The sequence below is a fragment of the Hypericibacter adhaerens genome (genome assembly GCF_008728835.1).
Classification (GTDB): Bacteria; Pseudomonadota; Alphaproteobacteria; order Dongiales; family Dongiaceae; genus Hypericibacter; species Hypericibacter adhaerens.
The window spans coordinates 3,126,770-3,146,620 of the sequence record NZ_CP042582.1 but is presented as its reverse complement, the minus strand read 5'-3'; the positions used below and the strand labels follow the sequence as shown (position 1 = coordinate 3,146,620).

Sequence of the window (19,851 nt, the reverse complement as noted above, 5' to 3'; positions counted from 1 at the left end):
AGGGAGGAACTGCCAATGAAGATCAGCTCGACCCGCCGCCTGGAGCGGCTCAAGGACCGCTACATCCACGGCGGAATGGACCGCCGCACGTTCCTGGGACTGACGGCGGCCGCGGCCGCCTCGATGGGCGTGATGACGAGCTGGGGCCGGAAGGCCCTGGGCGCCGTCACCGAAGTCCGTTTCGACGGCTGGGGCGGCGTGGTGCAGGAGGCGATCGACAAATACGCCTTCCAGCCCTACACCGCCAAGACGGGCATCAAGGTGGTGCAGGGCACGTTCGACGACGAGAGCGTGGTCATCACCAAGATCAAGAGCGCCAGCCCCGGCGACTTCCAGATCATCCATTCTTCGGGCGTCGAGTATTACAAGAAGTATGTCGACAACGGCTGGGTCTCGGAGATCAACGAGGCGAACATCCCCAACCTCGCCAACGTCATGGCGGCGATGATCGAGCCGTTCCGCAAGATGACGCCGAAGCTCTCCTGCGCGCCCTACGATTACGGCACCACCGGCATCGCCTATAACACCAAATACATCTCCGAGGCCGAGGCCAAGGAGAAGGGCGCCAACCTGCTGGTCGATCCGAAATACAAGGGCAAGATCGGCGCCTATGGCGACATGGTCACGCGCGTCTGGTACGCCTCGCTGCAGACCGGCCAGAATCCCAACGACGCGAAGGATATGGATGCGGTCTGGGCCAAGGTGCGCGAGGCCCGCGACCTCACCAAGAAATACTGGAGCTCCGGCGCCGAGCTGATGGATCTCCTGGCCAAGGAGGAGATCGTCGTCACCGACGCCTGGTCGGGCCGCATCGCCGCCTTGCAGCAGCAGGGCTCGCCGATCGGCTATAACGATCCGGCCGGCAGCTATGCCTGGATGGAGGACATGCTGGTTCTCAAGGGCTCGCCGATGACGGAATGCGAGGAGTTGATCAACTTCATGCTCGATCCGGCGACGGCGATCGCGGTCGCGGAGGGGCAGAACTATCCGCCCTCGCTCGATCCGAAGAAAGTCCAGCTCACCGACAAGATCGCCAAGCTGCCGGCTTTCGATCCGACCGGCGAGATGAAGGCGCTGACCTTCGGCGACCCGGACTACTGGGCGGCGCATAACGACGATTGGACCAAGCAGTGGGACCGCATCTCCAAGGGGGCGTGATCCCGTTTCCCCGGTGGCGGCAACGCCGCCGGGTCCTTTGATCGGAGCGGATACCGGGAGCCAGGATCGGCTCCCGGTATCCGGCCTCTCTTGAGCAACCCCAGCATCCTTGCAAAGCCCGCCATGCAGACGAGCCAGACCGCGGTCGAACTGAGAAACGTCACCCTGGCCTATGGCCCGTTCGTCGCGGTCAAGGATGTGAGCCTGGCGATCGAGAAGGGGGCCTTCGTCACGCTGCTGGGGCCGTCCGGCTGCGGCAAGACGACGATCCTGCGCTCGATCGCGGGGCTGGTGAATCCCACGGCCGGCGACATCACGATCGCCGGCCGAAGGGTCAACGAGGTGCCGATCCATCAGCGCAATATCGGCCTGGTCTTCCAGAACTACGCGCTCTTCCCGCACAAGACGGTGTTCGACAACATCGCTTTCGGCCTCAAATATCGCAGCGTGGCCAAGTCCGTCATCGCCGAGAAGGTCGCCCGCGCGCTCGAGATGGTGCGGCTGCCGGGCGTGGCGAAGAAGCTGCCTTCCGAGCTCTCGGGCGGCCAGCAGCAGCGCATCGCGCTTGCCCGCGCCATCGTGATCGAGCCCGATGTGCTGCTGCTCGACGAGCCGCTCTCGGCGCTCGACGCCAACCTCCGGGAGGAGATGCGCACCGAGCTCAAGCTGATCCAGCGCCAGATCGGCATCACGACGATCTTCGTCACCCACGATCAGGGCGAGGCGCTGGCGATGTCCGACCTCGTGGTGGTCATGAATGCGGGCCGCATCGAGCAGCAGGGCGCGCCCTCGGAGGTCTATGAGCATCCCGGCAGCGAGTTCGTCGCCAGCTTCCTCGGCAATGCGAACTTCATCGACGGCACGGTGCTGAGCGTGACGCCGGCGGAAATCCTCCTGCAGCTGACGGGCGGCGCGACACTCGCCGTCCGCGGCGGCGCGGTGCGGTCCGTCAAGGCCGGGGACAAGGTGCGCGCGGTTGTCCGCGCCGAGAAGATCGCGCTCATGCCGGGCAGCGCCGCCCCGGCGAACGGTTCGGGGCTCGCCGGCTGGATCGCCGACGTGGATTATCTGGGGGCGCTTGCCCGTTACGACATCGAACTCGCCGACGGCCAGCGCTTGCGGGCGCTTTCCTCGCTGCGCGAACGGGCCCACGTGGCCGGCGAGGCCGTGCGGCTGGCCATCGCGCCGGAGCATTGCCGCATTCTCTGAGGGAAGACGGATCGTCTCGCTGTTGCGCCCTCTCCCGCTCCGCGGGAGAGGGCGAAGGTGAGGGCTGCACGGACCGAGCGGCCCCTTCTTGATCCTCCCCCGCGAAGCGGGGGAGGCGACGAGCTTTGCTTCGCACTCATGCGGCCGGCGCGGGGGCTCCATGCCACCGTTGAATAGCGTGGAATCCGGCGGTTGGCGTAGTCTGTCTTTACGGTCAGGTCATTGATCTCGGCGATCCTGTTCCCACCCACTCCGGCCGGCGCTCCGGCCCGACTTCATTTTCCCCGCGTGAAGGTGCCTCCCCGCATGGCTGCCCCATCGTCCACCGGCGAGAGCGGCAGTGTCCTGTCGGGCATCGGCTTGGCGCTCTCCGCCTATTTCACTTTCTCGCTCCAGGACGCGACCGTGAAATGGCTGGTGGCGGACTATTCGACGCCGCAGGTCATGTTCATGCGCGCCGCCATCATCCTGGTGATCGCCTTCTCCATGAATGGGCGCCGGCTGGCCATGGAAGCGCTGGCCTCGGTGGAGCGCAAGGCGCTGGCCTGGCGCGCGCTGGCGCTGCTCGCGGCCTGGCTCTGCTACTACACGGCCTCGCGCGATCTGCAGCTGGCCGAGATGAGCACGATCTATTTCTCCTCGCCGCTGATCGTGGCGGCCCTGGCGGCCCCGATCCTCGGCGAGAAGGTGACGAGATTTCGCTGGTTCGCGATCGGCATCGGTTTCGTGGGCGTGGTCGTGGCCTGCCGCCCGACCAACATGCACCAGCCCGTGGCGATCGGGCTGGCGCTGACGGCGGCCCTGCTCTGGGCCTATGCGATGATCCTGTTCCGCCAGGTGGCGCCGCGGATCCGCACCTGGGTGCAGATGGTGATCACCAACAGCACCTTCGTGGTGGTCTGCGGCGTGTCGCTGCCCTGGGCCTGGAAGACGCCGACGCTGCATGACTTTTTGCTCATGCTGCTGCTCGGCTGCATGGGCTGCGTCGGCCAGTATCTGGTGACCGAGGGTATCCGCCGGGCGCCGGCCACGGTGATCGCGCCTTTGGAGTTCTCGACGCTGCTCTGGGCCTTCTGCCTGGGCTACATCATCTGGGGCGACCTGCCGGATTTCGCCGTCTTCGTCGGCGCGGCCCTGATCCTGGCCGGCGGCATGATGGTGATCGGCGCCGAATGGCGCGCGAGCCGCCGCCGCGCGCTGGAGCGGCGCGCCGCCCTCGGCTGACCGGCCTCGCGCCGCTCAGGGAGCCAGCAGGCTGCGCCCGAGCCAGAGCGCCAGGAACAGGGCCAGGAGGGAGAGGGCGACCGACCCCACCACATAGAGCGCCGTCCCCAGCATATCGCCGCGCTCCCACAAGACCGCCGCATCGAGCGAGAAGGCCGAGAAGGTGGTGAAGCCGCCGAGGATGCCGGTCGTCAGGAACAGCCGCCAATGCTGGCCGTCGCCGCCGCGAAAGGCGAAATAGGCGGCGCAGAGTCCCATGATCAGCGAGCCCACGATGTTGATGACCATCGTGCCGTAAGGGAAGGCGGTGCCGACCAGCCGCGCCACCAGCAGATTGACGCCATGGCGCGTTGCCCCGCCGATCCCGGCGCCGAGAAAGACGATCAGGTAACCCATCAGCCGTTTTCCTTCTCTACCGCCGCCCTTCCGAGGCACGGCGTCACAAAAAAACCCGCCAGCGGCGGGTTTCCTGCGAATGCCCCGCCGCCAGCTCGAACGAGCCGCTCGGCAGGAGCCATCAGCCTTCTGACAAGGCGGTTATCGGGGGACTCCATCCCCATCGCACCGGGGGAAAACCATAGACCCGGCGCAGGGCCCGCGTCAAAAGGCGCCGGCCGCGGAACTCACGCCGGCTTGATTCATTCATTCGAATGACATACTACTCGGGAACGTCCGGGGCGGCCGATCCGTTGGGGCCGGTCCACCGAATGCACCAGAGGTTTCCGCCATGCCGCGCCGCGCGGTCGCCGCCGCCGCCACCGAGAGCTCCCGGGGCGATCCCACGCGCCAGCGCCTGCTGGAAGCGGGATTGCGGCTCTTCGGCAAGCATGGCTTCGACGGCGTCTCGACCCGCGAGCTGGCCAAGGCCGCGGGCGTCAATCTGGCGGCCATCCCCTATCATTTCGGCGGCAAGGAAGGCGTCTACCTGGCGGTGGTCGACCAGCTTGCCAGCACGGTCGAGAAGCCGCTGAGCGCCATGGTGGCCGAGATCGAGGCCGCCTTCGACCGGGCCCGAGGCCGCGCGGAGATCGAGGCCTTGCTGGCGCGGCTGATCGGCACGCTGGCCCGGATCCTGCTCGGCAGCGACCAGCAGGCCTTGCGGATCCGCTTCATGATGCGCGAGCAGCTCCAGCCGACCGCGGCCTTCGAGCGCCTCTATGCGCGCTTCATCGAGCATGTGCATCGCTGTCTCACGCGGCTGGTCGCGCGGCTGCTCGATGCCGATCCGGAAACGCCGCAGGCGATCCTGCGCGCCCATGCGCTGTTCGGGCAGATCCTGGCCTTCGCCATGGCGCAGGCGACGATCCGCCGCCGGATGGGCTGGAAGGGCGAGTACAGCGCGGCCCAGATCGACGAAATCGTCGGCATCATCGTCGAGATGACGCTGGCCTCGCTCCGGTCCGGCCCGCGGGCGGCGGCTTCATCATCCCGCAATCCCAGCTAGCAGGTTCGCCATGCGGCGGCTCGTCCTCCTCCTTGTGTTGCTGCTGCTGGCCACCGGTGGCGGCGCCTACTGGTATTTCCGGATCTATGAGCCGGCCCACAGCGACCGCCTGGAGCTGACGGGCAATGTCGAGGTCCGGCAGGTCAATCTCGCCTTCAAGGTCGGAGGCCGCATCGACCGGCTCGCCGTCGATGAGGGCGACGATGTGGCGACCGGCACCGTGCTGGCCACGCTGGACAAGCGCTATTTCGAGGATGCGATCCGCGGCGCCGAGGCGCAGGTGGCGCAGCAGCAGGCCGTGGTCGACCGGCTGGAGCATGGCACGCGGCCCGAGGAGATCGACCAGGCCAAGGCCTCGGTCGCCGAGCGCGAGGCCATGGTCGAAAACGCCCAGCTCGTCTATCGCCGCCAGACCGAGCTGCGGGAGAAGGGCGTCGCCTCGCAGCAGGCCTATGACGATGCGGCGGCCACCCTGCGCCAGACCCAGGCCCAGCTCCGCTCCGCCCAGCAGGCGCTGATCCTCGCCCAGATCGGGCCGCGCGAGGAGGACATCGCCGAGGGCCGCGCCAGCCTCCAGGCGGCGCAGGCGACCCTGATCCAGGCGCAGCGCGATCTCGAGGATGCGCAGCTCGTGGCCCCCAGCCAGGGCACCATCCTGAGCCGTGCGCGCGAGGTGGGCGCGATCATCCAGGCGGGCGAGACCGTCTATGTGCTGAGCCTGACCTCGCCCGTCTGGGTCCGCAGCTATGTGTCGGAGCCCGATCTCGGCCGCGTGCAGCCCGGCATGAAGGTCGAGCTCAGCACCGATACGCCGGGCACGCCGGTCTATCGCGGCACCGTCGGCTTCATCTCGCCCACGGCGGAATTCACGCCGAAGACGGTCGAGACGCGCGAGCTGCGCACGGCGCTGGTCTATCGCCTGCGCATCGTGGTCGACAATCCGGACGGTGCGCTGCGCCAGGGCATGCCCGTCACCATCGAGATCCCGCCGCTGCCCTCGCCGGCGGCCAACGCCGGCGCGGCCGCGAGCAACCCATGACCGAGCCGCTGGCCGTTATCGAGGGCCTGACCCGGCGGTTCGAAGCGGCGGGGCGGCCGGCCCTCAAGGACATCACGGCGCGGATCATGCCGGGCCAGGTCACGGGGCTGGTGGGCCCCGACGGTGCCGGCAAGACCACCCTGTTGCGGCTCGTCGCGGGCCTGCTGCTGCCGTCCGAGGGGAAGCTCACGGTCTGCGGCCATGACACGGCCAGCGATCCACAGGCGCTGCGCCAGGATATCGGCTACATGCCGCAGCGCTTCGGGCTCTACGAGGACCTGACCGTCGCCGAGAATCTCGACCTCTATGCCGACCTCCGCGGCGTGGTCGGGCCCTTGCGAACCGAGCGTTTCGAGCGGCTGCTGGGCTTCACCGGCCTGGCCCGTTTCACCCGGCGGCTGGCGGGCCGGCTTTCGGGTGGCATGAAGCAGAAGCTGGGTCTCGCCTGCGCCCTGCTGCAGTCGCCCAAGCTGCTGCTGCTCGACGAACCCAGCGTCGGCGTCGATCCGCTGTCGCGCCGCGAGCTCTGGCGCATGGTCTATGAGCTGGTGGATCAGGGCATCGGCGTGGTCTGGAGCACGGCCTATCTCGACGAGGCGGAGCTCTGCGCCGAGGTGCTGCTGCTGAATGACGGGCAGCTCATGTTCCAGGGCGATCCGCGGCGCATGACGGCCGAGGTCGAGGGCCGGGTGTTCCTGGTGCAGGGGCTGGCGCAGGACCGTCGCGCGCTGCTCGCCCGCATGGCGCGCGATCCGGCCATCGCCGACGGCGTGATCCAGGGCGAATCCGTGCGGATCGTGATGCGCAAGCCCGAGCCGCCGACACGCGACGAGCTGGGCCTGACGGAAGAGGCACGGCTGGTGCCGACGGCGCCCCGCTTCGAGGATGCGTTCGTCACGGCGCTCGGCGGCCAATCGCATCACATCGAGGTGGCGGGCCTCGCCGGCAAGCGCGACGGGAACGGCGAGGTCGCCGTCAAGGCCGAGGGCCTCACCAAGCGTTTCGGCGCCTTCCTGGCGGCGAACGCGATCTCCTTCTCGATCCGACGGGGCGAGGTCTTCGGCCTGCTGGGCCCCAACGGTGCCGGCAAATCGACCACCTTCAAGATGCTCTGCGGGCTTCTGCGGCCCAATGCCGGCAAGGCCGAGGTGGACGGGCACGATCTCTATCGCGCGGCCGCCGCGGCGCGCGGACGGCTCGGCTATATGGCGCAGAAATTCTCGCTCTACGGCGATCTCAGCGTCCGGCAGAACCTGGAGTTCTTCGCCGGCGTCTATGGCTTGAGGCGCGCCGAGCGGCGTGGCGCCGTGGCGCGGATGATCGAAGCCTTCGATTTCAAGCCTCATCTCGAGCGCAATGCCGGCGAGCTGCCGCTGGGCTTCAAGCAGCGGTTGGCGCTGGCCTGCGCGGTCATGCACCGCCCGGCGGTGCTGTTCCTCGACGAGCCGACCTCGGGCGTCGATCCGCTCACGCGCCGCGAGTTCTGGGGCTTCATCAACGGCATGGTGGGGCAGGGCGTCACCGTGCTGGTGACCACCCATTTCATGGACGAGGCCGAATATTGCGACCGAATCGCCCTCATCAATCGCGGCGAGGTGGTGGCGCTGGACAGCCCCGATCAGCTGAAACGCGCCGCCCGCACCGCCGAGCGCCCCGATCCCACGCTCGAGGACGCCTTCATCGCGCTCCTCGCCGCCCAGGACGAGAAGGAGGCGGCATGAGCGCCGACCGCCGCGGACGCTGGCGGCGCATCCGCGGGCTGGTGCGCAAGGAGATGATCCAGATCTGGCGCGACCCCTCGAGCCTGATCGTGGCGTTCGCCCACCCCCTGCTGCTGCTGTTCCTGTTCGGCTTCGGGCTTTCCTTCGATGCCAACGTCATCCATATCGGGCTGGTGCTCGAGCAGCCGAGCCCCGAGACCGCCTGGTTCGAGACCGCGCTCTCCAACTCGCCTTACTTCGACGTCAAGGTCGCGCTGGACCGGCGCGACTTCATCGACCCGCTGACGGCCGGCGACATCGAGGGGATCGTGGTGGTGCCGGCCGATTTCGCCGCGCGCGGCGAGCGCGGCGACACCATGCCGATCCAGGTCATCACCGACGGCAGCGATCCGAACACGGCCAGTTTCGTCAGCGGCTACCTGCAGGGCGCCTGGCAGGTCTGGCAGGCGCAGCAGATGGCGCGGTCGGGCGGCGAGATGGTGGCGCCGGTCGTGACCGTGCCGCGCTTCTGGTTCAATCCCGAGCTCAAGAGCCGGCGCGCTCTGCTGCCGGGCTCGATCGCGCAGATCCTGATGATGGTGGGCTCGCTCCTGACCGCGCTCATCGTCGCCCGCGAGTGGGAGCGCGGCACCATGGAGGCGCTGCTCGCGACCCCGATCGGCCGGCTGGAGTTCATCGCCGGCAAGCTCATCCCGAACTTCATGCTCGGCATGGGAGCGATGACGGTGTCGGTCATCCTGGCGGTGGTGGTCTTCGACGTGCCGTTCCGGGGCTCGATCCTGAGCCTGGTGGGGGTCACGGCCGTGTTCCTGCTGGTGGCGCTGGGGCTGGGGCTGCTGGTCTCGAGCGCGGTGCGGACCCAGTTCGCGGCGAGCCAGATCGCCACGCTGGTCTCGTTCCTGCCGAGCCTGTTCTTCTCCGGCGCCATCTTCGAGATCTCGGCCATGCCGGCGATCCTGCGCGGCTTCGCCGCCATCGTGCCGGCGCGCTACTACGTCGACAGCCTGCAGACCATCTTCCTGGTGGGCGACATCGCGCCGGTGCTGCTGCGCTCGGCCGCGGTCCTGGCCGTGATCGCGACCGCGATCATCGCTTTCACGATCCGCAAGACCCGGATGAGGCTCGATTGACATGCTGTCCCGCCTGGCTGCCCTGATCGTCAAGGAGTTCCTGGCGGCGCTGCGCGACCGGCGCGCGCGCTTCACCCTGATCGTGCCGCCGATCATGCAGCTCCTGCTCTACGCCTATGCGGCGACCCTGGAGGTCAAGAATGTCCCGATCGGCATCCTCAACGAGGATTGGGGCTTGATCTCCGAGCAGCTCGTCAACCGCTTCGAGCGTGCCTCGGCCTTCTCCGAGATCGTCTATTTCCACAGCCTCGACGAGGTCGAGGCCGCCATCGACGACCAGGAGGTGACGGCGGTCGTCCATATCGGGCAGGATTTCTCGCGCCTGCTGGCCGCCAACGAGCCGGCCTCGGTGCAGATCCTCCTCGATGCGCGCAAGTCGAACACCGCCCAGATCCTGAACAGCTACATCAACGCCATCGTCGCGCAATTCAACGAGGAGCGGATGTCGCTGGACACACCGACGTCGCCGACCTCAATCGTGGTCGATCGCACCTGGTACAACCCCAACCGCGAATACCGCAACGTGATGATCCCGTCCCTGGTCGGCACGCTCAGCATGACCACGGTGCTGATCGTGGTGGCGATGTCGGTCGCGCGCGAACGCGAGCTGGGGACCTTCGAGCAGCTGCTGGTGTCGCCGCTTCAGCCCATCGAGATCGTGATCGGCAAGGCGGTACCCGGTGTCGCCATCGGCATGATCCAGGCCGTGGGCATCGTGGTTCTGATCCGGATCCTGTTCGGCATCCCGGTGACGGGATCGGTCCTGCTCCTTTTCATCGGCCTGTTCGTGTTCCTGCTGGCGATCGCGGGCGTGGGGCTGTTCGTCTCGTCGCTGGCCGGAACCCAGCAGCAGGCGATGCTGGGCTCGATGCTGTTCATGGCGCCCGCCATCATGCTCTCCGGCTTCACCGCGCCGGTGCAGAACATGCCGACATGGCTGCAGCCGCTGGCGCATCTCAATCCTCTGACCCATTTCCTGGTGATCGTGCGCGGCGTCTTTCTGCGCGACATGCCGGCCCATCTGGTGCTCGACCGGATCTGGCCGATGGGCGGGATCGCCATCGTGACGCTCCTGGCCGCGACCTGGCTGTTCCGGCACCGCGTCTCCTGAGAAGAGCCACGCGCTCCTCACGTCATCCCCGCGAAAGCGGGAATCCATGTCGATGCCATGCTCCGACCCATCCCTGGATCCTCGCTTTCGCGGGGATGACGGGGGAGTGCGGAGTGGTCGCGTTACCCTTGCTGGCCCCTAGCCGGGCGGCTCATCCGCAGGAAGGCCTCGGGCAGGAAATGCTTCTGGCAGTCGCAGGTCGGCGCGCAAGGGCTGGGCTCGATGCAATGCGGTGCCGGGTCCTCCTGGATCGGCAGGAACCGCCCGCTGCGCCGGTCATGGGCGAGCAGCCGGCCGCTGACCAGGTCGAAATACCAGCCATGGAGAAGGAGCCGCCGGTCGCGGATCCGCTCCATGATCCAGGGAAAGCCCATCAGGTTGCCGAGCGACACCATGACGGTCGCTTCCTCGAGCAGGCGCCGGCGCTCCTTCGGCGGCAGGTCGGGGCAGATCTTGTTCAGGGCGGCCAGCGCCGGTGTCGCGACACGCACCCAGTCGGAGAGGAACTCGTAGCCCGCCTCCGGCTGCCCGGCATTGGCCAGCGCCTGCACGCCGCCGCATTGCGCATGGCCCATCACGATCACATGCTGCACGTTCAGGCCGCGCACCGCGAACTCGATCGCGGAGCTCGTGCCCTTGATCCGGCCGTCGACCTCGTAAGGCGGCACCAGGGCCGCGACATTGCGCACGATGAAGAGGTCGCCCGGATCCGCCTGGGTGACGATGGCGGGATCGACGCGCGAATCCGAGCAGCCGATGATCAGCACCTTGGGCGCCTGACCCTCCTCGGCCAAGCGCCGGTAGAGATCGGACTCGCCTTCGAAATGCTGCGCGCGGAAGCTCTCGAATCCGCGGATCAGTCTTTGCAGGGGATTGGACATGGATCGTTACCCGGCGGCTTCATAGCAACCGCGCTCCCGCCGGGCAACCGACTTCGATCTACGCTATGCCCGCTGTAATTCACGGGATCCGGGGCAGGCGCAGGCTCCGGTCGGGATCCGGCCCGTCGTTCCCGTAGTTGCGGTAATACTCGTGCGAGGGATCGCTGCGGGGCTCGTAGTCCCAGGGCGCGACCCGGCCCGAGGTCAATGCCCGATGCACGAGGCGGCGGCGGCGCTGGCTGCCGATGACGGCGTTGCGCAGGGCTTCGAGATCCCAGCGACCCTCGACCTCGTCGGTGAGGTTGCGCAACGGCGCGGCCTCGGCAGGATTGAGCGCGAGGTTGTGCTCTTCGCGCGGGTCCTCGCCGAGATCGTAGAGCTGCGCCAGCTCGCCTCGCGAATAGACGAACTTCTGGGCGCCGCGCCGGATCATCACGACCGGACGGTCGTAGCCCTCGCCCATATATTCGCCCAGTACCTCGCCCCGCACCGGCAGCCCGCCGGTCATGCCGGAAGAGAGATCGCGGCCGTCGAGGTTGGCAGCCGAGGCATCGACGGCGGTGCCGGTGAGGGAGAGCAGGGTGGGCAGCAGATCGAGATGCGAGACCGGTTCGGCGATGCGCCGTCCGGCCTCGATGCCGGGCCCCTGCATCACCAGCGGCACGCGCACCGCACCGTCGAAGAAGTTCATCTTGTACCAGAGGCCGCGCTCGCCCAGCATGTCGCCGTGATCGGAGGTCACGATCACCATCGTGTCGCGGTCGAGCCCGAGAGCGGCGAGCGCCGCCAGGAGGCGGCCCAGCAGCTCGTCGCAGTAGCTCACCATGGCGTAGTAGGCATGGCGCGCGCGGCGGATCTCGATCTCGCCCACCGGAAACTCGCCGCGGTCGTACATGGCATACATGCGCCGCCCGACGGGGTCGCGCATCGCCGCCGGCACGGCGGGCAGGACCGGCATGTCGATGCTGTCATGGTCGTAGAGATCCCAGAAACGGCGCAGGGCCTGGTAGGGATCGTGCGGCTGCATGACCGAGAGCGTCAGCAGGAAGGGACGCGGATCGGCGGAGGCCTTGGCCTTGTGCAGCCATTGCACCGCCTTGAAGGTGGCTTCCTCGTCATACTGCAGCGACAGCGAATAGTCGCAAGGCCCGGCCTCGGCGACGCTCTGCAGCGTGTGGAACCAGGGCTGCACCTGGTCGGGATGGTCCCAGTCGGGCACCCAGCCGAAGTCCGAGGGCGAGAGATCGGTGGTCAGCCGCTCTTCATAACCGTGGAGCTGGTCGGCGCCGGTGAAATCCATCTTGCCCGCGAGACAGGTGCGGTAGCCGGCGGCCCTGAGGTGATGCATCAGGGTCGGGACGCCCGAGGGCAGCTCCGAGGCGTTGTCATAGGCGCCGATCCGGGAGGGCAGGAGCCCGGTCAGGAGCGCATAGCGCGACGGCGAGCAGAGCGGCGAGGCGCAGTAGGCGCGCTCGAAGACGGTGCCCCGCGCCGCGAGCCGCGACAGATGCGGCGTGCGCACCAGCGGATGGCCGTAATCCGGCAGGGCCAGGGCCGACATCTGGTCGAAGACGACAAGGAGAATGTTGGGCTGCGGGCGGGATGGGCGTCCCTGCGTGAGGGGCATCGACGACTCCGGCGGGGTGCGAGAGGGCGCCGCCGATCTGAGGGCAGGCGCGCGAGGTCCGCAAGCGAAGCTGCGAAAATTGTAACCTTTAGACCGCAGGATTCTGACCGCTCGGCCGTGCAGGGCCGTGAAATTGCCTTAATCCGGCCTGAACCTGTTCAGGCAAGCCCTTGGGGGATCGGCGTTTTCGGCAGTTTCCTTCATTGCGCGGCATCCTCCTGTGTTAGAGTAAACACGTGACCCCTTCAGGTTCTTCATCGCGCATGGGATCGATGAGCCGCCGCCTTGCCCTCCTTCTGGTCGTCGCCGGTGTCGTGATCGCCGGGGGCGGCTATTGGCTGATCAAGAGCCGGGCGGCGTCGCTGGCTCCGCAGACCGCCTCCAGCAGCGCGCCGAGCGCACCGGCCTCGAGCTCGTCGACCCCCAGTTCGTCGGAAACCAAGCCGGCCGCTTCCGCCGCCGCGCCGCAGGGGGTTCCCGTGGTGCTCGGAACGGCGGAGACGCGCTCGCTCCCGGTGCGCGTGGACACCATCGGCCGGGTCGATGCCTATGCCACGGTCTCGGTCAAGTCGCAGGTCGACGGGCCGCTGCTCGAGGTCCATTTCCGCGAAGGCCAGCAGGTCGCCAAGGGCGATCTGCTCTTCACCATCGATCCGGCGCCGTTCCTGGCCGAGCTTCACGCCGCCCAGGCCAATCTCGCCAAGGACCAGGCCCAGCTCGCCAGCGCCCAGGCCGACATGGCGCGCTACAAGGCGCTCGCCGGCTCCGGCTACGCCTCGCAGCAGAAGGACGAGCAGGCGCGCGCCACCGTCGACACGCTCAACGCCTCGATCAAGGCCGACGAGGCGGCCGTGGAATCGGCCCAGCTCAAGCTCGGCTACTCGCAGATCCGCTCGCCGATCGACGGCCGCACCGGCAGCTACGAGGTCGATGCCGGCAACCTGGTCAAGGCCAACGACACCACGCCGCTGGTGGTGATCAACCAGACCAAGCCGGTTTACATCGTCTGCTCGGTGCCGGAGCGCCATCTGGCCGAGATCCAGGATCGCATGGCGCAGGGCGGCCTCACGATCGAGGCCAACGTGCCGGACAGCGAGACGCCGCCGGTCACCGGCAAGGTGGTGTTCGTCGACAACCAGGTCGACATGTCCACCGGCACCATCCGGCTCAAGGCCGAGATCCCGAACGAGGACGAGCGGCTGCTGCCCGGACAGTTCCTGCGGGTCACCTTGGCGCTGCGCGAGCTCAACGACGTGGTGGCCGTGCCGGACGCGGCGGTCCAGATCGGCCAGCAGGGCACCTATGTCTATGTCATCGGCGCCGACGACAAGGCCGAGCTGCGCACCATTCACCGCGGCCCCAGCTTCGATGGCTACACGGCCGTCGGCGACGGGATCACGGCGGGCGAGCGCGTGGTGATCGACGGCCATATGAATCTCTATCCGGGCGCGCTGGTCGCGCCAAAGCCGGGCACGTAGGGCGCCGGGCCGCGATCGGCGGCCGGTCTCGGCAGTCGGCGCCGGCGCTGCCGGCGGTCTTCCGAAAGGCGGACGCCATGAGGGAATGGGCATGAACGTACCGCAGCTTTGCATCCAGCGCCCGGTCATGACGACGCTGCTGATGGCGTCGTTCGTGCTGTTCGGCATGGTCGCCTACCGCGCCCTGCCGGTCGCGGAGCTGCCTTCGGTCGATTATCCCACGATCTCGGTCAGCGCCCAGCTTCCGGGCGCCAACCCGGAAACGATGGCCTCCTCGGTCGCGACCCCGCTCGAGCGGCAGTTCACCACCATCGCCGGCCTCGACAACATGACCTCGACCAGCGCGCAGGGGCAGACCAGCATCACGCTGCAGTTCTCGCTCGACCGCGATATCGATGCCGCGGCCCAGGACGTGCAGTCGGCGCTCGCGGTGGCGCAGCGCCGCCTGCCGGCCGAGATGCCGAACCCGCCTTCCTACCGCAAGGTCAATCCGGCCGACTCGCCGATCTTCTTCCTGGCCCTGAGCTCGCCGACGCAGCCGCTCTATGTCGTCGACGAATATGCCGAGACCTCGATCGCCCAGCGCATCTCGACGCTGCCGGGCGTGGCCCAGGTGCTGGTCTATGGCGCCCAGAAGTTCGCCGTCCGCATCCAGATCGATCCCGACCAGCTCGCGGCGCGGGGTGTCGGCGTCGACGATCTCTCCGACGCGATCGATGCCTCCAACGTGCAGCTGCCGGTCGGCACGCTCGACGGGCCGCGCCAGTCGCTGACGCTGGAGGCGACGGGCCAGCTGACGGAGGCCTCCGAATATCGCCGCCAGATCGTGGCCTACCGCAACGGCGCCCCGATCCGCCTGGAGCAGCTCGCCAACGTCGTCGACAGCGTCGAGAACAACAAGGTCGCGAGCTGGTTCAACGGCAACCGCGCGGTGGTCCTGGCGGTGCAGCGCCAGCCCGGCACCAACACCATCGAGGTGGTGGATGCGATCCGGGGCCTGCTGCCGACCTTCGAGGCCCAGCTGCCGGGCTCGGTCAAGCTCGACGTTCTCTATGACCGTTCGACCTCGATCCGCGCCTCGATCGCCGAGGTTCAGTTCACCCTGATCCTGGCGGCGGTCCTGGTCGTGCTGGTGATCTTCCTCTTCGTCGGCAGCGCCTCGGCGACGATCGTGCCCAGCCTCGCCTTGCCGATCTCGGTCATCGGCACCTTCGCGGCGATGCAGGTGCTGGGCTACAGCCTCAACAACCTGACCCTGATGGCGCTGACGTTGTCGGTCGGATTCGTGGTCGACGACGCCATCGTGGTGCTCGAGAACATCCTGCGCCATATCGAGAAGGGCGAACGACCGCGCGACGCCGCCCTGCGCGGCGCCTCCGAGATCGCCTTCACGGTCTTCTCCATGACCCTGTCGCTGGCCGCGGTCTTCATCCCGGTGATGTTCATGGGCGGCATCGTCGGGCGCCTGCTGCACGAGTTCGCGGTCACCATCGTGGCCTCGATCCTGGTGTCGGGCGTGGTATCCCTGACCCTGACGCCGATGCTGGCGAGCCGCTTCGTGCGCTCCCACATCGTTCACAAGGACGGCGTGGTCAAGGAGAGCCTGATGGTCCGGCTCTCGAACCTCTGGTTCAATCCGTTGCGCGCTGTCTATGGCGTGACGCTGCGGCTGGCCCTGCGCCACCGCTTCATCGTCCTGCTGATCTTCTTCGGCACGCTCGGCGCCACGGCCTGGCTGTTCCAGATCGCGCCCAAGGACTTCCTGCCGAGCGAGGATACGGGCCAGGTCACGATCTCGACCGAAGGCCCGATCGACGGCTCCTTCGCGGCGATGGTGGAGCGCCAGCGGGCGCTGGCCGAGATCGCCATGGCCGACCCCAATGTCGCGCGGGTGATGTCCAGCGTGGGCAGCAGCGGCGGCCGCCTGACCGGGAACACCGGCAACATCTTCCTGACCTTGAAGCCGCGCAACGAGCGCCCGCTCAGCGCCGACGAGGTCGTCCGCGAGATGCGCGTCAAGATGGCGGCGGTGCCGGGCATCAAGGCCTATCCGCAGAACCCGCCGGCACTGAGGATCGGCGGCCGCAGCTCGAAGGCCGCCTACCAGTACACGCTCCAGGCGCAGGATCTCACGACGCTCTATGGCGGCGCCAAGGACATGCTGGCGCGCATCGCCAAGCTTCCCGGCGTGGTCGACGCCACCAGCGACATGGACCTGAACGGGCCGCGGCTCCTGGTCGATATCGATCGCGAGAAGGCGGCCGCCCTCGGCATCACCGCCCAGCAGGTCGAGGAGGCGCTCTGGACCGCCTTCGGCCAGCGCCAGGTCTCGACGATCTATACCTCGACCAACCAGTACGAGGTGCTGCTCGAGGTGGCGCCGGAATATCAGAGCGACCCAGCGGCCCTGTCGCGCCTCTATCTCAGCTCCGAGAGCGGTACGCTGGTGCCGCTGACGGCGCTCGCCACCGTCAAGCGCGGCGTCGGCGCCCTGACGGTCAACCACCAGGGCCAGATCCCGTCGGTGACGATCTCCTTCGGGCTAGAGCAGGGCACCTCGCTCGGCACCGCGATCGACCGCATCCATGCGGCGGAGCAGGAGGCGGGCCTGTCGGCGGCCATCACCACCAGCTTCCAGGGAACGGCGCAGGCCTTCCAGGATTCGCTGCAGGGCCTGGGCCTCCTGCTCGCGATGGCGGTTCTGGTGGTCTATATCGTGCTGGGAATCCTCTATGAGAGCTTCATCCACCCGCTGACGATCCTCTCCGGCCTGCCAGCGGCGGCGGTCGGCGCGGTGCTGACGCTGCTCTTCTTCGACCTCTCGCTCAGCCTCTATGCCTTCGTCGGCATCGTGATGCTGGTGGGCATCGTCAAGAAGAACGCGATCATGATGATCGACGTGGCGGTGGTGCAGCAGCGCGAGTTCGGCAAATCGGCGGTCGACGCGATCTACGAGGCCTGCATCGTCCGGTTCCGGCCGATCATGATGACGACGGCGGCGGCCCTGGCCGGCGCGCTCCCGATCGCGATCGGCTTCGGCCAGGGCCATGAATCGCGCCAGCCCCTGGGCCTGGCGGTGGTGGGCGGCCTGCTGCTGTCGCAGCTCCTGACGCTCTACATCACGCCCGTGATCTACACCTACATGGATCATCTGCACCGTGTCGGGCGCCGTCGCCATGCGCCCCATCCGGTGCCGGCCAGCGCCGAATAGGCGCGCCATCGGGGGTTTCGCGGCCGTCACGGCGGTGTCATGATGGGATTCTTCCCATCAATGACGAAGCCTTTCCCTCATGTCCTCCATCTACGTGGCCCAGAGCAAAGCCCTCAACGAGTGGGGCTCCGATGTCGGGCTCAGCAAGAATCTGTTCAAGTTCGGGCTGACCGACCAGCCGCCCAAGGAAGCGGTCGCGGCGCTCAACGCCGAGAAGTTCGCGGGCCAGACCGACTGGACGCTGGTCAAGGCCGAGCCGGCGGAGAACGCCGACGAAGCGGCGCTGATCGAGCATCTGGCGCAGAAGGAGAAGATCGTCGATCCCAAATATTATCCGCGGATCCGCGGCGCCACCGGCATCTTCAAGGTGAAGCTCGAGAACGTCGAGAACCACATCATCATCAAGATGTCGCTGGCCGGCGAGGAGCCCAAGCTCGGCAAGCTCAAGCCCGCGGACATCGCCGGCTACCTCATCCACAACGCGCTCAATTGACGGACCGGCGATCGGCCGCAAGGCGCGGCCCCGATCGTTCCTGGGACGCGAGGCGGCGGAGCGGCGATCCCGCGAGCGTGGACGCGGGCCTTCTCACGGCCTAGATTCCGGGCTGACAAGAAAGCTTGCCGGTAGCCTCGCGCGTGGCCGCTTGTGCAGTGCAGCGTGAACGAGGGGAGAAGCCGGCAGGCGAGGGAGGAACGCATGTGCCATATCTTCGCCGGCCAATCGCCGGACAGCTATGCCTATCAAACCCGCTCGGTGCGCCTCGGCGGCCATTCCACCAGCATCCGTCTCGATGCGGCGTTCTGGACGATTCTCGAGGAAATCGCCCAGAACCAGGGCACGAGCTTGGCCAAGTTCCTGACAACGCTGCATGATGAAGTGCTCGAACTGCGCGGTGAGGTCGGCAATTTCGCGTCGTTGCTGCGTTGCGCCTGCCTGCGCTATCTCGCCGAGGTCAAGCAGCCGAACGGGCTTGTCGACGAAACGGCGCTGGGACCGATAGGAAGAGCGGCTGCCTAACGCCCAACGGCCGGTTGCTGCATTGCAGCGCATTTCGCGTTGGGGAGCCCGCGCGATAATCCTCGCTGTAGTAAAGGGATACCACCCGCCTCGCCGCGGGCTTTCGTAGCGTTGCCTTCCGACTCTGGATGACAGGCGGGCCCTCCGGCCCGTCCGGAAAGGAAGGCGATGCGGATTGCCCGTTATGGCGGAGGCCTGCCGTTCGCCGCGGCCATTGTCGTGGCCCTGCTGTGGAGCGGATCGGGGATGGCATCGGCCGTCGATCTCGCCGCCGCCGAGGCGCAATTCCACAAGAGCTGCGGCACCTGCCACACCGTCGAGGCGAATGCGCCGCTGCGCCAGGGTCCGAACCTGCGCGGCGTGATCGGCCGCAAGGCGGCGAGCCTGCCGGGATTCGCCTATTCGGACGCGCTCAAGGCCGCCGGCGGCAAGGGCCTCGTCTGGACGCCCGACAAGATCGACCAGTGGATCACCGATGCCGGCAAGTTCATTCCCGGCGTCAACATGATGTACCACCAAGCCGATCCGGCGAAACGCCAGCTCGTCATCCAGTATCTGGAATCGGTTTCGAAATAGCCTCGGGAGCGACAGGAGAAACGATGGCGAAGGCCATACACACCATGATCCGCGTGCTCGACGAGCGGCGCACGGTCGATTTCTACCGCAACGCGTTCGGCCTCACGATCGCCGACCGCTATCCGTTCGACGGATTCACGCTCGTCTATCTGCGCAACCCCGAAGCGGATTTCGAGATCGAGCTCACGATCAATCATGGCCGCGCCGAACCTTATACGCATGGCGACGGCTACGGCCATCTGGCGGTCGTCGTCGGCGACGTCGAGGCGGAGCATCGACGCTTCATGGGCCTCGGCCTCAACCCCAATCCGGTGAAGGAATTCCATCGCGACGGCGCACTGATGGCCAAGTTCTTTTTCGTCCAGGATCCCGACGGATACAAGATCGAGGTGTTGCAGAAGCACGGACGCTATCGCTGACGGAGCCGCGGCCGGGCACCAGGGCCGGCCGCGCGCCGAACAAAGCAAAGAGAGAGGGAGGAACCCATGCGAACCGTCGACAAGCGGGTGAGGGTCTCACGCCGCGACTTCATGGTCACGAGCGGCGCCGCCGCCTTCATGATCACGAATATAGCCGTCATCCATACGCAGGAGGCCTGGGGCCTCGAGGTCAAGGCGCTCCGGCCCGCGACCATGCGCACCCTGATCCAGGTCGCACGCGACATCTATCCGCACAAGCAGCTCGCGGACAAATACTACGCCATGGCGCTCATGGGCTATGACGAGCAGGCGCAGAAGGATCCGGATCTCAAGACCCTCATCGAGATGGGTGTCTCGGGGCTCGACCTGCGCTCGCGCGATGTCCATCACAGGGCCTATGCCGAGGTGACGAACGAGACCGATCGCGTCGCCATGCTCAAGGAGATCGAAGGCACCAAGTTCTTCCAGAAGATCCGCTCGGGCCTCGTTACCGGCCTCTACAACAACAAGGAGGTCTGGCCGCTCTTCGGCTATGAGGGCTCGTCCTGGGAGCAGGGCGGCTACATCCACCGCGGCTTCAACGATCTCGACTGGCTCTGAGCCGG

General features: G+C 67.3%; 18 protein-coding genes and 1 riboswitch. Of the genes, 15 read left to right on the top strand and 3 right to left on the bottom strand.

The genetic code is table 11. The features are described 5' to 3' along the window. Positions 1–15: 15 nt before the first annotated feature. From FRZ61_RS13790 to FRZ61_RS13780, 3 genes are all read left to right on the top strand, one after another. Positions 16–1,158 (top strand): extracellular solute-binding protein, encoded by a 1,143-nt coding sequence (locus tag FRZ61_RS13790; protein ID WP_151118278.1) that lies wholly within the window; start codon positions 16–18, stop codon positions 1,156–1,158. Between the two features lie 123 nt (positions 1,159–1,281). Continuing rightward, positions 1,282–2,367 carry an ABC transporter ATP-binding protein gene (locus FRZ61_RS13785; protein ID WP_151118277.1) on the top strand — a complete coding sequence of 362 codons (1,086 nt, stop codon included), beginning with the start codon at positions 1,282–1,284 and terminating at the stop codon, positions 2,365–2,367. A 306-nt stretch (positions 2,368–2,673) separates the two neighbouring features. After that, the gene (locus FRZ61_RS13780) at positions 2,674–3,591 is read left to right on the top strand and encodes a DMT family transporter (protein WP_151118276.1); all 918 of its coding nucleotides are present in this window, start codon (positions 2,674–2,676) and stop codon (positions 3,589–3,591) included. Positions 3,592–3,606: 15 nt separating this feature from the next. Here the strand turns inward: FRZ61_RS13780 and crcB are convergent, their stop codons facing one another. Next, positions 3,607–3,987, bottom strand: a complete 381-nt coding sequence (crcB, locus tag FRZ61_RS13775) for a fluoride efflux transporter CrcB (RefSeq protein ID WP_151118275.1) — start codon at positions 3,985–3,987, stop codon at positions 3,607–3,609. Positions 3,988–4,092: 105 nt separating this feature from the next. Next, positions 4,093–4,158: riboswitch (Fluoride riboswitch) on the bottom strand. 160 nt (positions 4,159–4,318) lie between these two features. Here crcB and FRZ61_RS13770 point away from each other — a divergent pair. The 5 genes from FRZ61_RS13770 to FRZ61_RS13750 are packed head-to-tail and all read left to right on the top strand — an operon-like array spanning position 4,319 to position 10,036. Beyond that, complete coding sequence (locus FRZ61_RS13770; RefSeq protein ID WP_151118274.1) at positions 4,319–5,035, top strand: CerR family C-terminal domain-containing protein; 717 nt, start codon at positions 4,319–4,321, stop codon at positions 5,033–5,035. Between the two features lie 10 nt (positions 5,036–5,045). Then, positions 5,046–6,074 carry a secretion protein HlyD gene (hlyD, locus tag FRZ61_RS13765; RefSeq protein WP_151118273.1) on the top strand — a complete coding sequence of 343 codons (1,029 nt, stop codon included), beginning with the start codon at positions 5,046–5,048 and terminating at the stop codon, positions 6,072–6,074. Beyond that, on the top strand, positions 6,071–7,795 hold the full coding sequence (locus tag FRZ61_RS13760) for an ATP-binding cassette domain-containing protein (protein ID WP_151118272.1): 1,725 nt from the start codon (positions 6,071–6,073) through the stop codon (positions 7,793–7,795). The genes hlyD and FRZ61_RS13760 overlap by 4 nt, the downstream gene beginning before the upstream one ends. After that, positions 7,792–8,925 carry an ABC transporter permease gene (locus tag FRZ61_RS13755; RefSeq protein WP_151118271.1) on the top strand — a complete coding sequence of 378 codons (1,134 nt, stop codon included), beginning with the start codon at positions 7,792–7,794 and terminating at the stop codon, positions 8,923–8,925. Before FRZ61_RS13760 ends, FRZ61_RS13755 begins: the two co-directional genes overlap by 4 nt. Before the next feature lies 1 nt (position 8,926). Beyond that, positions 8,927–10,036 carry an ABC transporter permease gene (locus FRZ61_RS13750; RefSeq protein WP_151118270.1) on the top strand — a complete coding sequence of 370 codons (1,110 nt, stop codon included), beginning with the start codon at positions 8,927–8,929 and terminating at the stop codon, positions 10,034–10,036. Positions 10,037–10,158: 122 nt separating this feature from the next. On the opposite strand, the gene FRZ61_RS13745 is transcribed toward FRZ61_RS13750, so the two are convergent. Next, entirely contained in the window at positions 10,159–10,917 is a 759-nt protein-coding gene (locus FRZ61_RS13745; protein WP_151118269.1) for a carbonic anhydrase, read from the bottom strand. Positions 10,918–10,996: 79 nt separating this feature from the next. Next, the gene (betC, locus tag FRZ61_RS13740) at positions 10,997–12,544 is read right to left on the bottom strand and encodes a choline-sulfatase (RefSeq protein WP_151118268.1); all 1,548 of its coding nucleotides are present in this window, start codon (positions 12,542–12,544) and stop codon (positions 10,997–10,999) included. Between the two features lie 272 nt (positions 12,545–12,816). Here betC and FRZ61_RS13735 point away from each other — a divergent pair, with 272 nt between their 5' ends. The 7 genes from FRZ61_RS13735 (at position 12,817) to FRZ61_RS13705 (ending at position 19,846) form a co-directional block, all read left to right on the top strand. Further along, the gene (locus FRZ61_RS13735; RefSeq protein WP_191909014.1) at positions 12,817–14,022 is read left to right on the top strand and encodes an efflux RND transporter periplasmic adaptor subunit; all 1,206 of its coding nucleotides are present in this window, start codon (positions 12,817–12,819) and stop codon (positions 14,020–14,022) included. Between the two features lie 91 nt (positions 14,023–14,113). After that, positions 14,114–17,233, top strand: a complete 3,120-nt coding sequence (locus FRZ61_RS13730; protein ID WP_151118266.1) for an efflux RND transporter permease subunit — start codon at positions 14,114–14,116, stop codon at positions 17,231–17,233. 79 nt (positions 17,234–17,312) lie between these two features. Then, complete coding sequence (locus tag FRZ61_RS13725; protein WP_151118265.1) at positions 17,313–17,726, top strand: hypothetical protein; 414 nt, start codon at positions 17,313–17,315, stop codon at positions 17,724–17,726. A gap of 204 nt (positions 17,727–17,930) precedes the next feature. Beyond that, the gene (locus FRZ61_RS13720) at positions 17,931–18,251 is read left to right on the top strand and encodes a ribbon-helix-helix domain-containing protein (RefSeq protein WP_151118264.1); all 321 of its coding nucleotides are present in this window, start codon (positions 17,931–17,933) and stop codon (positions 18,249–18,251) included. Positions 18,252–18,419: 168 nt separating this feature from the next. After that, complete coding sequence (locus FRZ61_RS13715; RefSeq protein WP_151118263.1) at positions 18,420–18,827, top strand: c-type cytochrome; 408 nt, start codon at positions 18,420–18,422, stop codon at positions 18,825–18,827. Positions 18,828–18,850: 23 nt separating this feature from the next. Then, entirely contained in the window at positions 18,851–19,246 is a 396-nt protein-coding gene (locus tag FRZ61_RS13710) for a VOC family protein (protein ID WP_151118262.1), read from the top strand. 66 nt (positions 19,247–19,312) lie between these two features. After that, entirely contained in the window at positions 19,313–19,846 is a 534-nt protein-coding gene (locus FRZ61_RS13705) for a Twin-arginine translocation pathway signal (RefSeq protein WP_151118261.1), read from the top strand. The last annotated feature ends 5 nt before the right edge of the window (positions 19,847–19,851 follow it).

Excerpts from the sequence above, each read along its gene's own strand:
- FRZ61_RS13715 (WP_151118263.1), top strand. The coding sequence starts at position 18,420 with ATGCGGATTGCCCGTTATGGCGGAGGCCTGCCGTTCGCCGCGGCCATT.
- betC (WP_151118268.1), bottom strand. The coding sequence starts at position 12,544 with ATGCCCCTCACGCAGGGACGCCCATCCCGCCCGCAGCCCAACATTCTC.
- FRZ61_RS13725 (WP_151118265.1), top strand. The coding sequence starts at position 17,313 with ATGTCCTCCATCTACGTGGCCCAGAGCAAAGCCCTCAACGAGTGGGGC.
- crcB (WP_151118275.1), bottom strand. The coding sequence starts at position 3,987 with ATGGGTTACCTGATCGTCTTTCTCGGCGCCGGGATCGGCGGGGCAACG.
- FRZ61_RS13710 (WP_151118262.1), top strand. The coding sequence starts at position 18,851 with ATGGCGAAGGCCATACACACCATGATCCGCGTGCTCGACGAGCGGCGC.
- hlyD (WP_151118273.1), top strand. The coding sequence starts at position 5,046 with ATGCGGCGGCTCGTCCTCCTCCTTGTGTTGCTGCTGCTGGCCACCGGT.
- FRZ61_RS13730 (WP_151118266.1), top strand. The coding sequence starts at position 14,114 with ATGAACGTACCGCAGCTTTGCATCCAGCGCCCGGTCATGACGACGCTG.
- FRZ61_RS13785 (WP_151118277.1), top strand. The coding sequence starts at position 1,282 with ATGCAGACGAGCCAGACCGCGGTCGAACTGAGAAACGTCACCCTGGCC.
- FRZ61_RS13780 (WP_151118276.1), top strand. The coding sequence starts at position 2,674 with ATGGCTGCCCCATCGTCCACCGGCGAGAGCGGCAGTGTCCTGTCGGGC.
- FRZ61_RS13705 (WP_151118261.1), top strand. The coding sequence starts at position 19,313 with ATGCGAACCGTCGACAAGCGGGTGAGGGTCTCACGCCGCGACTTCATG.
- FRZ61_RS13745 (WP_151118269.1), bottom strand. The coding sequence starts at position 10,917 with ATGTCCAATCCCCTGCAAAGACTGATCCGCGGATTCGAGAGCTTCCGC.
- FRZ61_RS13770 (WP_151118274.1), top strand. The coding sequence starts at position 4,319 with ATGCCGCGCCGCGCGGTCGCCGCCGCCGCCACCGAGAGCTCCCGGGGC.
- FRZ61_RS13735 (WP_191909014.1), top strand. The coding sequence starts at position 12,817 with ATGAGCCGCCGCCTTGCCCTCCTTCTGGTCGTCGCCGGTGTCGTGATC.
- FRZ61_RS13720 (WP_151118264.1), top strand. The coding sequence starts at position 17,931 with ATGTGCCATATCTTCGCCGGCCAATCGCCGGACAGCTATGCCTATCAA.
- FRZ61_RS13755 (WP_151118271.1), top strand. The coding sequence starts at position 7,792 with ATGAGCGCCGACCGCCGCGGACGCTGGCGGCGCATCCGCGGGCTGGTG.
- FRZ61_RS13760 (WP_151118272.1), top strand. The coding sequence starts at position 6,071 with ATGACCGAGCCGCTGGCCGTTATCGAGGGCCTGACCCGGCGGTTCGAA.
- FRZ61_RS13750 (WP_151118270.1), top strand. The coding sequence starts at position 8,927 with ATGCTGTCCCGCCTGGCTGCCCTGATCGTCAAGGAGTTCCTGGCGGCG.
- FRZ61_RS13790 (WP_151118278.1), top strand. The coding sequence starts at position 16 with ATGAAGATCAGCTCGACCCGCCGCCTGGAGCGGCTCAAGGACCGCTAC.